Here is a 12,682-nt window from a genome sequence, read left to right as displayed (position 1 = left end):
ACCGCATGACCATTGACTGCCGTGTGCTACCACCCGCCGCCCATGGCTTTGATGAGTTTGACGGTGGCGATGAAGCGCTGGGCGGTGACGGAATTGGCCTGGCGTTCGGTTTGGAGGCGGGTGCGTTCGGCGTCGAGGAATTCGAGGTAGCCGACGGTGCCGCTGTCGTAGCGGGCGCGGGTGAGGTCGGCGGCCTGGGAGGCAGCGGCGAGGGCTTCGTTTTGGGCGGCGGACTGCTCGGCGCGGTAGCGGGTTTGCGCGAGGGTGGTCTCGACGTCTTTGAGGGCGGCGAGGACGGCCTGACGATAATTGGCGATGGCTTCCTCACGGGCTTCGCGCTTTTTGCGAACGTTGGCCTTGATGAGGGCGAAGCCGGTGACTGGGAGGCTGAGGCTGGGGCCGATGGACCAGACGCGGCTGTCTGCGCTGAAGAGGCTGCCGGTGTCTTTGCTCAAGTAGCCGCCCTGGCCGGTGAGGCTGATGGCGGGGAAATAGGCGGCGGTGGCGACGCCGATATCGGCATTGCGCGAGGCGACGATGCGCTCGGCAGCGGCGACATCGGGGCGGCGCTCGAGGATGCTGGCGGGAAGCCCGGCGGGGATGGAGGGGGGGGAGCCGTGCAGGGGGCGCTCGGCGAGCTTGAAGCTGGTGGCGGGGACGCCGCAGAGGAGGGAGAGATTGTCGGAGGCTTCCTGGCGCTGACGTTTGATGTCGGCGAGTTCGGCTTTGGCGGTGGCGACTTCGGTTTTGGAGCGGGCGACATCGGTCTCCTGAATGGTGCCGGCGGTGAAGCGCTGCTGGATGAGGCCGAGGCTTTTCTCCCGCAGGGCGATGGTGCGGCGCAGGGAGGCGAGATCGGCATCGAGCGCGCGAAGCTGGAAGTAGGTGGCGGCGACGTCTCCGGTGAGGGTGAGGAGGACGTTGTTGAAATCGGCGGCGCTGGATTCGGACTGGGCGCGGGCGGATTCAAAGGAGCGGCGCACCTTGCCCCAGAGATCGAGCTCGTAGCTGAGGTCGAGGGCTTGGCTGAAGGTGTTGATCTGCGCGGAGGGGATCTTGACGGGGACGGGCGTGGGCAGCTGGGCGGAGGTGCGCTCGCGCTTGTTGCGTGAGTTGAGGTCGAAATTGGGGAACCAGTCGGTGGCGGCGGCGCGGGCATTGGCGCGTGACTGCTGGATGCGGGCGTAGGCGGCACGGAGGTTTTGATTGTCCGCGAGCGCGAGGGCTTCGAGGCGGTTGAGCTCGCTGTCGTGGAAGACCTTCCACCAGTCGCCTTTGGGGGCGTCATCGCGCGGGGCGCTGGGCTGCCAGCGCCAGGTGGCGGGGGTGATGTCGGTGGTGTCCGGCTTTTTGTAATCGGGCCCGACGGTGCAGGAGCCGAGTCCCATGAGGAGGATGGGGATGAGGCGGAGGCGGGAGGTGGGGAAGGGCATGGGGAAGGGGAAGGGGAAGGGGAAGGGGAAGGGAGTGCGGAGTGCCGTGGTATCTCGTGCCAGATTATGCGATGGATCGGGCGGGCTCTGGAGGCAGAGCGTCTTCGCGGGCGGCGCGGCGGGCGGCGCGTTTTTCGGCACGGCGGCGGCGCCATGCGACGATGTCGTCGAAGTAGGAATAGATGACGGGGGTGGCGAGGAGGGTGAGGAGGAGGGACAAGGTCTGACCGCCGAGGATGACTCCTGCGGTGGCGTTGTTGAACGCGGCACCGACGCCGCGTGCGAACATCATGGGCACCATGCCGGCGACGAAGGCGAGCGTGGTCATGAGGATGGGGCGGAGACGGTCTTTGTTGGCCTTGAGGATGGCCTCCAGACGATCCATGCCTTTAGCGCGGAGCTGGATGGTGTGATCGATTTGAAGGATGCCGTTTTTCTTGACCATGCCGAAGAGGACGAGGACGCCGAGCATGGAGAAGAGATTGAGCGACTGGCCAAAGATGATGAGGGAGAGGATGGCGAAGGGCAGGGTGAGCGGCAGCGCGAGCAGGATGGTGAGGGGATGAATCCAGCTCTCAAACTGCGCGGCGAGGATGAGATACATGAAGACAAAGGCCATGAGGAAGGCCATGCCGAAGGCTTTGCCGGTGCGGGCCATTTCCTTGGAGCGGCCTGCGACGCCGCTGCTGTAATCGGCGGGGAGGTTTTGCTTTTTCACGATGGCATCGATGGCATCGACGATCTTGCTTTCGCCGACATCGGGCGCGTTGTTCGCGCTGATGGTGACCTGGCGGCGGCGGTTGAGGCGGTCGATTTGTGAAGGGCCGGAGGTGGGCTCAAGCTTGAGCACGTTGTCGAGCGCGACGGGCACGCCGCTGGCGCTGGGGACGGAGAGCTGGGCCATGGCTTCGCGGTTGTTGCGGTAGCCGGCTTCGGCGCGGAGGTGGATGTCGTACTGCTCACCGGCTTCATCGTAGGTGGAGACATCGAGGCCGCCGACGAGGAGGCGCAGGGTGGTGGAGAGATCGGCGATATTGACGCCAAGCTGGCCGGCTTTGCTGCGGTCCACGCTGGCGGTGATCTCGGGCTTGCCGCTGATGAGGGTGGAATCGAGGTCGCGGATGCCGGGGATCTTTTTGGCCTCCTTCATGATGACGTCCGTGGCGGCGGTGAGGCGGTCGAGATCGGGACCGGCGACGTAGAACTGGATGTTGGCGCTGGACTGCCCGGTGTTGAAGGGCGGCACGGCGAGCACGGTCATGCGCCACTCGGCGGGGAATTTGGGCAGGATCTCTTTGCGCACCTGATCCATGATGTCCTGCTGCGTGGCTTTGCGGGTGTCGGGATCGGTGAGGCGGACGTAGATGCCGGCGAGATTGGGCACGCGCTGGTCATTATCCCCAATGGTGAGGAGGGTGGACTCGACGCCGGGGAGGGCGCGGATGCTGCGCGCGACGCGCTCGCCAAGGAGATCGGTGGAGGCGAGGGTGGTGCCTTCGGGGACGCGGATGTTGACGATGAACTCGGCTTCCTCCGTGGGAGGCATGAAGCTTTTTTGCACGATGCCCATGAGCGTGGGCAGGGAGGCGAGCGCGCCGAAGCAGGCGAGCACGATGACCCAGCGGTGGCGCATGGAGAAGCGCAGCATGATCATGTACACGGCCTCGATGGGGCGGTAGAAGAGATTCACCACGCGGTCCAGCGCGCGCTCGATCCAGCTTCTGCGGCGGCGGTTCAGCATGCGTGCGGCGAGGGAGGGCACGAGGGTGAAGCTGATGAGCAGGGACACGGCGATGGCGAAGGCCATGGTGAGGCCGAAGCTTTTCAAGAACATGCCGACGATGCCGCTGAGGAAGGCGACGGGAACGAAGACGGCGAGGAGCGACAGCGTGGTGGCCATGACGGCGAGACCGATCTCGCGCGTGCCATTGATGGCGGCGTCATGCGCGTCTTCGCCTTTTTCCTCCATGTGATGGACGATGTTTTCCACGACGATGATGGCGTCATCGATCACGATGCCGACGGCGAGCGCGAGGGCGACGAGGCTGATCTGATTGAGCGTGACATCCTGCGCCCACATGACGCCGAAGGCGGCGATGATGGAGGTGGGGATGGACAGCGCGGCGATGACGGTGGCGCGGGTGTTGCCAAGGAAGAGCAGCACGATGAGCGCGGCAAAGACGGCACCGAGAATGAGATGCTCCTGCACGGCGTGGGTGCTGGTGCGGATGACGAGGGAGTTGTCCCGCACGACATTGATGGAGTAGCCGGCGGGGAGGATTTTTTTCACTTCGTCCAGGCGCTCCTGCACGGCATCGACCACCTTGATGGTGTTTTCGCCGGACTGCTTGCGCAGGGAGATGACGACGCTGGGGATGCCATTGCGGCGGGCGGCGGTCTGCGGCTCTTCTTCGCCATCGTCCACGCGGGCCACGTCTCCGAGACGGACGAGGCCGCCGTCTTTTTCACGCACGACCATCTGGCGCAGCTCGGCCACGGAGGCTGCTTTGCCGAGGACGCGCAGGCCTTCCTGGCTGGCGGCGTCTTTCACGGTGCCTGCGGGGATCTGCACGTTCTGCGACTTCAGCGCCTTCTGCACATCGATGGCGGTGAGATTGAAGGAGCGCAGGCGCACGGGGTCCATCCACACATTGATCTGGCGTTTGCGCCCGCCGAGCAGCGTGGCCTGGCCGACGCCGGGCACGCTTTCAAGCTGACGGCGCAGGACCTTGTCTGCGTATTCGGTGATCTCGCGCGCGGGGCGATCGGCGGTGAGGGCGACGTTCAGGATGGGCGAGGCATCGGGATCGAGCTTTTCGACGATGGGCGGATCGGCATCGTCGGGGAGATCGACGATGATGCGGTTCACGCGGTCGCGGATTTCCTGCGCGGCGACGTCCACGTTCTTTTCCAGCAGGAAGACGACGATGACCTGGGAGATGCCTTCGCTGGAGACGGAGCGCAGTTCATCGATGCCGCTGACGGTGTTCACGGCTTCTTCGATCTTGTCGGTGATCTGGGTTTCGACTTCCTTCGGCGTGGCGCCGTTAAGACGCGTGGTGATGGCGACGGTGGGGAAGTCCACCTTTGGAAAGCGGTCCACCGGCAGGCGGGTGTAACCGATGAGGCCGACGACGACAAACACCAGGACGATGACGCTGGCGAGGACGGGGCGCTGAACACAGATGCGGGCGAGCCATTGCATGAGAGGGAAGGGGGAGGGGGATTAGGCCGATTGTGTGGGATTGTGCTTATTCATACCATTCGGGCGCTGGAGGACGCGGAGTGGTGGGGACGCTCGCCCGGAGCCGATAAAATATCGGCGCTCCCAGTACGGAGCTCTGAATGCGGAGCTGCGTGTGTTCGCGGGAGGTCTGTGGGGCGTTCATGAGGATGCGTTAAGATTGAGGCGTGGTCTGCACGGGGACGCCGTCGGCGGCATCGGGGCCGGGGGAGAGGATGACGTTTTCGCCCTGCTTCACGCCGCGGCGGATTTCGATGCGGTCTTTGTCGGTCTCTCCGACTTCGACGAGGCGTTCGGTGAGCTGGCCGGATTCGACGACCCAGACTTTTTGATTGGCACCATCCGCACGCACGGCATTGGCGGGAACGGTGATGGCGGTCTGCGGCGGGAGGGCGAGGCGGGCCTCGGCGAAGAGGCCGGGGCGGAGGCGGCCGTCGGTGTTGACGACTTCGGCCTCGACCTGGAGATCGCGCAGTTCAGCGCGGACGGCGGCACCGATGAATTTGACGGTGGCGGTGAAGACTTCGCCGGGAAACGGGGACACGCTGAACTCCACGGTCTGCCCCACGCGGATGAGTCCGATGGAAGGCTCCGAGACATTCACGAGCAGGCGCAGGTGCTGAAGATCGATGACTTGCGCGACCTTGGAGTTTGCCATGACGTATTCGCCTGCGGTCACGAAGCGCTCGGCCACGGTGCCGTCAAACGGGGCGCGGATGGTGGCATCGGCGAGGGTTTTCTTCGCCATGTCACGGCGTGCTTCAGCGGCGGAGAGGCTGGCGGCGGCGCCATCGCGATCTGCCTTGATGCGGGCGAAGTCGGTTTCGGCGACGGCTTTCATCTGCGCCAGCGGGGCGTTGCGCTTTACCTCGCTCTCGGCGAGATCGAGCTTGGATTTTGCCTGAACGAGATTGGCTTCGGCTTCGGCGAGATTGAGCTGCGCAGTGCGGCTGTCGAGCTGCACGAGGACCGCGCCCGCTTTGACGACGGTGCCGCGTTCGACGGGGGTTTCGATCACCTTGCCGGTGGTGTCTGCGGCCACGGCGGCATTTTGCGCGGCGGTGATTTCACCGGTGAGGCGCAGGTAGCGGGGCATGGGGCCCTGCTGCGCGGCGGCGGTTTTCACGGAGATGGCCGGGACAGGTTTTGGCGCTGCGGCAGGTGCGGCAGCGGGTGCTTTGCTGCAGCCGGTGAGGGCGAGGCCCAGAGCGCCGAGGGCGAGTGCGGGGGCGTATTTGAAGATGGGGGAGGTCATGACTGTTTTTTCGAGCGTGAGACGGGTTTCGGCTGGGTGGCGCGGCGGGAGGTGAGGGCACCGAGAACGAAGTCGGCGATGTTGTCCGCGAGGCGCTGCACCTCCGGCGCGGTCTTGGGAACGGGCGGGCCGAGGCGGTCCACGAAGACGCGGCAGTGATCGTAATGGATGCAGAGGCCGATGATGTGATGGCAGTAGAGGATGCAGTCTTCATCCACCTTCTTTCTGCCCATGACGGCGGCGATGATGCGCTGAAGCTCCTCATGAAAGGGGCCCACGACGAGCTTGATGAATTCGTTGAGGCAGGGCGTGGGCTCGCGCATTTCGTGCGCCATGATCTGGCTCTTCACGGGATTCTTGGCGCGCTTGAGCAGCACGTGGTCGAGGAGGTGATGGATCCAGCGGCGCAGGGTGTCTTCGGGTGAAGCGCCGTCTGCGAGGGTGACGGGGGCGTCCTCCTTCATGCTGTCCTGGCAGGAGGAGAGGAAGACCTCGCGGTAGAGGCCGTCCTTGCTGCCAAAGTAGTACTTCACGGCGGCCACGTTGGCCTTGGCCTTGAGGCAGATGGCGCGGAGGCTGGCCTTTTCAAAGCCGTCTTTGGCGAAGACGGCGGCGGCGGCCTTCAGGAGGCGCTCGCGGCGCGCCTCGGCATCATGTTCGCGGGATGGAGCAGAGTTAAACATGCGTTTATAAACAGCTGTTTAACTTGTGAGTGGCGGATCGTCAAATGGTTTTGAGTGTGGGGAGATTTGGCGAAATCAAAAAAAGGGCGCGTGATTTTACCGCCCCGAGGCTCTGACGGCGAGGCAGTGGCAGGGCCTGCATGCCGCGCAGGCATTCTGGGTGATTCGTGGTGGCAGATGTTGTGGCAGGATGATGAAGCCACGCCCTGACCGAGGGGTGTCCACGCCGGACTGTTTTCGTCCATGGATCTGCCTGAGTTTTGATAAAGCGGCGGGTTTTCCGGCGTAGGCTTCCTGCCCCCTTTGAAGAAGACATTCATGCTGAACCCCAGACTCTTTCGCAGTGACGTGATGGCCATGCTGCTCGTGTGCTGCGCCCTGGCAGGGGCACGGCCGCTGCTGGCGAAATCTCCCGCCGAATCGAAGCCCGCCGCAGCGAAGCCTGCCGCAGCGAAACCTGCCGCAGCGAAGCCCGCCGCACCGAAACCTGCCGAATCGAAACCTGCCGCAGCGAAACCTGCCGAATCGAAGCCCGCCGAATCGAAACCTGCCGCAGCGAAACCTGCCGAATCGAAGCCCGCCGCACCGAAACCTGCCGGATCAAAACCCACCGGGGACGCCGCCCTGCTGGCGCTGCAGGCGGCGGTGCAGAAGGACTTCAAGGACAAGGTGCAGCCGTTTGTGAAGACCTACTGCGTGGAGTGCCACGGGAACCGAAGATCCAAGAGCGGGATCAACTTTGAGGTGGCGGTGCGGAAGCCCGCCGTCGCGCCGTTCAGTGAAATATGGTCGAACTCGTACGCCAATGTGAACGCGCATGACATGCCGCCGGAGGATAGTGACAAGCAGCCGACGGATGCGGAGCGGCAGAGCTTTCTGGACATCGTGGCCAAGACCAAGTACCTCAGCACGAGAAGCCCCGGCCCGTTTGTGATCCGCCGCCTGACGAAGACGGAGTATGGCAACACGCTGCATGATTTGCTGGGCGTGGATCCGGCGGTGGTCGCGGAACTGCCGGACGAGGTGCCGGGGGAGGGGTACATGAATTCGCTCTCGCCGCTGCAGTCGGAGCAGTATCTGGGCATCGCGAATGAAGTGCTGAACCGCGTGCTGGCCGCCAAAGGCTCGCCGCCCACGGCGGTGCAAAAGCGGCTGCTGGGTGAGGCGCCGGCCGCAGGGGCCGATCTCCGCGCTGAGGCAGGAAAGATCGCGCGCAGGCTGGCGCGCAGTGCCTACCGCCGCCCGCCGTCCGAGGAGGAGGTGGCCACGCTGGTGGGCGTCTTTGATCTCGGTCGCACGAACAAGCTCGACTACGCCGCTTCGTTGCGCCTAATGCTCAAGGCGGTGCTCGTTTCGCCGCAGTTCCTCTTCATCACACCGGCCCGGGAAGCGGCCGCAGGCGAGAAGATTGTGCCGCTGGATGATTACCAGCTGGCGTCGCGCCTCTCGTATCTGCTCTGGGCGACGATGCCTGATGAGGAGCTGTCCGGACTCGCTGATGCGGGCAAACTCCATGAGCCGGCGATTCTCAAAACACAGGTGAAGCGCCTGCTGGCGGATGCGCGCGCGCGTGCTTTGTTTGACGGCTTTGGCGCGCAGTGGCTTGGGCTGGCGGAGCTGGGAGACAAGACCTTCGACACGAAGAAGTTTCCGCAGATGACGGCCGGGATGCGCGCCGCGATGTATGACGAGGCGCGGCTGTTCTTTGACAGCATGGTGCGTGAGAACCGCAGCGTGGTCGGCTTTGTGGACAGCGACTACACCTTCCTCAATGGCACGCTGGCCGCGCTGTATGGCCTGGAAAAGACCGTCACCGGCCCCGAGATGCGGAAGGTGAAGCTGACGAACGCGAACCGCGGCGGCATCCTGGGCATGCCCGGCATTTTGGCGACGACCTCCTTCCCGAACCGCACCAGCCCCGTGAAACGCGGTGTTTGGGTGCTGGAGCAGGTGCTGGGGCAGCGGGTGCCGCCTGCGCCACCGAATGTGCCGACGCTGGAAAAGCAGGACCCGAAGAAGGCCGCCAGCCTGACCCTGCGCCAGCGCACGGAACTGCACCGCACGAACGCCGTGTGCGCGAACTGCCACAAGATCCTCGATCCCATCGGCTTCGGTCTGGAAAACTTCGATGCCATCGGCCGCTGGCGCGATCAGGATGACACGGGTGGCGCCATCGATGCGGTGGGCGAACTGCCGGGTGGGAAACATTTTTCCTCGCCCAAGGAATTGAAGGCCATCATCGCTGCACGAAAGGACGACATGGCGCGTAATTTGACGGAGAAACTCCTGGCCTACGCCCTGTGCCGAAAGCTGGATGGCTACGACGAGATCGTGGTGGACAGCCTGATGGAAGGCATCGCCAAGGATGGCTTCCGCATGCAGACGCTCATCGCCGAGATCGTCACCAGCTATCCATTCATGAATCGCAGCATCGAGTAACCCCCATTTTCCTTTTCCTATGAGCCGCACCCATCTCATCGATCGCCGCACCACGCTGAAAGGCATCGGTGCCTCACTCGCACTCCCGCTTCTCGAAACCATGGGCTGGGCAGACGCGCTCAAAGGAAAAGCGGTGAAGCCACCCCTGCGCCTCGGCTTCATGTACATGCCGCATGGGGTGATCATGGATCAGTTCTGGCCGGCGAGTCCGGAGAGCTTTCTCAAAGCGCCGCCGCCTGCGCTGGAGTCGCTGCGGCCGGTGCTGGACCAGTGCCTGCTGATGAAGGGCATTTCGGGCATCCCGATCTCTCCTTTTAACGGTGCGCCGCATGCGCTGGAGCTTTCTACCTGGCTCACGGCCTGCCTGCCGGACGCGGACAAGCGGGATCAGATCCACATCGCGATCTCGGCGGATCAGATCGCCGCAAACTACGTGGGCGGGCTCACCTCCCTGCCGTCCCTGGAGCTGGCCACCATGCCGCAGACGCACAAGGAAAATCAGGAAGGGCTGAATGAGGGCTACTACTCGCACTGCAGCTTCCGTTCGCCCACGCAGGCCGTGCCTGCGGAGACCAATCCCCGCAGTGTGCTGAACCGCTTGTTTGGCAAGTCTGACAAGCCCGGAAACACCGCGCAGGCAGACCCGCTGGACCGGCAGATGCTGGATCTCGTTATCGGTGGCGCGAGGGATCTGCGCCGCAGGCTGCCGCAGGACGACCAGCACAAACTGGACGAGTACCTCGACAGCGTGCGGTCCGTGGAGCGCCGCATCGCCGCCATGGAGTATCGCCAGAAGGAAGCCGCTTTGGAGAAAGCCGGTGTCAGCGCCAGCAAGCGCAGAGCCTCCGACTCCCCGCCCATCGAGATCAAAATCCCCGAGGGCGACAAGCGCAGCGAGTACATGCAGGTGATGTGCGATCTCAACGTGCTGGCCTTTCAGACGGACACCACACGCGTGAGCACCTACATCGGCTCCACGCCGAACGGCGTTTCCTACCCCGAGCTAGGCTTTGCGGACATGCATCATTCGCAGACACATCACAACAACAAGGCGGACATGGTCGCCAAAGTCGCCGCCATCACCGCCTTCAACATCGCGCAGTTTGCCTACATGGTGAAGAAGATGCACAGCCTGCGGGAAGGAGACGGCACATTGCTGGACAACTGCCTCATGCTCTGGGGCTCCGGCCTGGAAGACGGCAACAAACACACTCGCGAAAATCTCCCCTTCATCCTCGCCGGCAAAGGCGGCGGCTCCGTCAACACCGGCCGCTTCCTGCCGAACATCAAAGGCAATCAAGGTGATCTGCTGACCACGATGCTGGCCTGCGCCGGGGTGCCGATCGACCGCCCGATTGGCATCGCGACGAAGCAGATCACGGAGATGAAACGAAGCGCCTAGCCCACGGTGGCCGGGCAAGCCGCTGGCGCGCAGAAAAGTGGATCTCGCGGCCTTTTGGCAGCCGCAGTGGTGACGGTCTGCCGGCCGGGGCGCTGGGGGCGGGGGCCACATGACCGGAGGTGGAAGGGGCTGCAGGGGGCGTTTGTCAGTCAATGAGGTGACTCGAGCCACTTACAAAGTGCCAGGCATGAATGGCATCTTTTCTTATCTTCACTTGTTCGAGTTCGCCTTCTGCGGCAAACAGCAGGCTACATCTTCAGGACAGTCGCATCTCTACCGAAGTCGTGGCCCCGAAGTCTTTCATCACAGCGTTGAAGGCAAAAAGTGCCGGTGAACAGGGAAAGCGCTCAGAGGAGGGCAATGCGTTGAGGTGTTTGGTGAAAGGTAGGTTTTGCTTTGCTCCGTCAAAAGCGTCGTCAGGGCCATGATCCATCCGCAGCCGCAAGTGTGAAAGCGCTGGCTGCGAGGAACGCATGGTTCTGCTTCCAAAATAGGAGGGCTCACAAACCGAGCTGCGAAGCCCGACGAAGGTGGAACCTGGCTTGATTTTATTTTATCGAGTGGATTGGCACAGCCAATGCCATTGGTTGGCTCGTGGGTTCATTTCCACCTCGCCAAGGTCAGGATGAGGAAGGATGAATGATCCGCTTTGACCGTAAGGTGAAGGGTCAATGAACCCTTGGTTGACCAGTCCTGCCTTTAGCTGAGGCCAAGTCGGATGAGGCCCGTTCACGTAAGGCTGAGATGTGATAACATGCAGACGTCCAAGATGCTGATAAAAGCCCTCTATCCGGATGTCGTCGCCAAATAAGTGATTGGCGAGCTGCTGGTCGGTAATGTAGTCGTAAATAGACTCCGTGGCGATGGCGTGCGCATCAAGGTCTTTAAGTGCCCGGCCTGCATCAATCACATCAGCCACGCGATGTTCGCTGCCGCGCTGCATCTTGTGCTGGTCCATGTAGGACCGCACACCTTCAGCATTCAGCATGAGGCCGGATTTACGTGCAAATCGCGTCAGCGCGTCGGTTTCATGGTCGCTTGATTGCGGCGCACTGCTTCCAGCGTCATAGGTCCCTGACTGGCCAACTGCTTCTGCCGCGCTTCGCGCAAGGCCTTGATGATCTCCGAAGGTGGAGTGGGCTTTTTGGAGGGCGTCTTGTCCATGTAAGTAATAGTCTCCTAGTAGGGGTTTATTGTCAAGATATGTGGGGTCTCCTGGTTTGGAGTTTGTGGTAGAGCTATAATGAAAAAAAGATGCCAGGCATTCTGTACACCATTGGTCGGCCTGTCTGCCGTCTGTGGGTTGGTGGCGTTGGTTGAATCAGCTGATGTGGCCGGATGGTAGGGGGTGGTATCTCTGGCGTTTCTTGAGGTGCTGCTGTCTCGTGCTGTGCCGGGATACGAAGGCTCCAGCGGGCGTCCGTCGGGCCGGTTTCTGCCGGATTGGGGAGAGTCTGAGGAGCGGTATCCGGGCGGCGGTGGCTCTGCATCCGCAGGAAGTGTCCTGCCGGGACGCGTATCGTTTGGCTGAGTGTGATGGTGCTTTGCCGCTGAAGTGGATGCGGACTTGTCAGCGATCAGCCGTGAGAGCGTTGCCTGCGCGATTTTTTAACGTCAACCGAATTGCAATGACCGAGTCAAGCATCCGCAGTCCAAGGCTTCCACCCGGGTGGCGGATCTTCCTGTGGTGGCCCTGGATCCAAGAAACGCATGGCTCTCGCTGGTGAGGCATAATGGTAGGGTGCTGCCATCAATTCGGCAATGCAGTCGTCTGCTGATCGTTCGCCAGAGCGATACTGAATTTGTATGGCTCTCATTTTAGGCAGCAGTTCATCCAGCTGTTCGGGGGTCATTGGGGGTCTGATGCTCATTGCCATTTTCTCCTTTCCAATGCTTTGGTAATCGCATCTTCGATGTGGAAAAGACATCCGAAGATCAAGCTTACGGTTTCAGATTGTGTTTCATTATCACGTCGTCGTAGTCGCCAACCATCTCTAAACCATGCTTTCGGGCAAGGAGTGAAAAAATGCTTTCGAGAATATCAGCCCCCCGTATTTTCCAGACGAGCAGGCAGCAGGCTAGTGTCCCCATCGTAGGTAACTGGCAAATTAGTCATTGAGTTTCCAATTCGGTGATTGGTGTGAGCCTTGAGGACTGGAATCTTATTCTTGAGCAGTTGAATTGTCACGGCTGGATACTGTTAAAAAAATTGAGCAAAATACTCAG

Annotated in this window: 8 protein-coding genes; 2 read left to right on the top strand and 6 right to left on the bottom strand. The window is 62.3% G+C overall.

The window, feature by feature from the left end; all coding sequences use genetic code 11:
• Window positions 1-26 precede the first annotated feature (26 nt).
• The 4 genes from ACILSL_RS22625 to ACILSL_RS22610 form a co-directional block, all read right to left on the bottom strand.
• Complete coding sequence (locus ACILSL_RS22625; RefSeq protein ID WP_395734339.1) at window positions 27-1,433, bottom strand: efflux transporter outer membrane subunit; 1,407 nt, start codon at window positions 1,431-1,433, stop codon at window positions 27-29.
• A 64-nt stretch (window positions 1,434-1,497) separates the two neighbouring features.
• Window positions 1,498-4,638 carry an efflux RND transporter permease subunit gene (locus tag ACILSL_RS22620; RefSeq protein WP_395734338.1) on the bottom strand — a complete coding sequence of 1,047 codons (3,141 nt, stop codon included), beginning with the start codon at window positions 4,636-4,638 and terminating at the stop codon, window positions 1,498-1,500.
• Between the two features lie 193 nt (window positions 4,639-4,831).
• A complete protein-coding gene (locus ACILSL_RS22615; RefSeq protein WP_395734337.1) occupies window positions 4,832-5,932 on the bottom strand; it encodes an efflux RND transporter periplasmic adaptor subunit in 1,101 nt (366 codons plus the stop codon).
• Complete coding sequence (locus ACILSL_RS22610; RefSeq protein WP_395734336.1) at window positions 5,929-6,615, bottom strand: CerR family C-terminal domain-containing protein; 687 nt, start codon at window positions 6,613-6,615, stop codon at window positions 5,929-5,931. Before ACILSL_RS22610 ends, ACILSL_RS22615 begins: the two co-directional genes overlap by 4 nt.
• A 318-nt stretch (window positions 6,616-6,933) precedes the next feature.
• Between ACILSL_RS22610 and ACILSL_RS22605 the strand changes: the two genes are divergently transcribed.
• Together ACILSL_RS22605 and ACILSL_RS22600 are read left to right on the top strand one after the other, a co-directional pair.
• On the top strand, window positions 6,934-9,054 hold the full coding sequence (locus ACILSL_RS22605) for a DUF1592 domain-containing protein (protein ID WP_395734335.1): 2,121 nt from the start codon (window positions 6,934-6,936) through the stop codon (window positions 9,052-9,054).
• Between the two features lie 19 nt (window positions 9,055-9,073).
• Window positions 9,074-10,456: a DUF1552 domain-containing protein gene (locus ACILSL_RS22600; RefSeq protein WP_395734334.1), complete on the top strand. Its 1,383-nt coding sequence runs from the start codon at window positions 9,074-9,076 to the stop codon at window positions 10,454-10,456.
• Window positions 10,457-11,009: 553 nt separating this feature from the next.
• Here ACILSL_RS22600 and ACILSL_RS22595 read toward each other — a convergent pair.
• Together ACILSL_RS22595 and ACILSL_RS22590 are read right to left on the bottom strand one after the other, a co-directional pair.
• Entirely contained in the window at window positions 11,010-11,444 is a 435-nt protein-coding gene (locus tag ACILSL_RS22595; RefSeq protein WP_395734333.1) for a hypothetical protein, read from the bottom strand.
• 26 nt (window positions 11,445-11,470) lie between these two features.
• Complete coding sequence (locus tag ACILSL_RS22590) at window positions 11,471-11,620, bottom strand: hypothetical protein (RefSeq protein ID WP_395734332.1); 150 nt, start codon at window positions 11,618-11,620, stop codon at window positions 11,471-11,473.
• Window positions 11,621-12,682 lie beyond the last annotated feature (1,062 nt).

Origin of the sequence: Prosthecobacter sp., from assembly GCF_044222345.1 — a bacterium.
Classification (GTDB): Bacteria; Verrucomicrobiota; Verrucomicrobiia; order Verrucomicrobiales; family Verrucomicrobiaceae; genus Prosthecobacter.
Note: the sequence above shows the minus strand (reverse complement) of the source record. Positions and strands in the feature narration are given on the sequence as shown.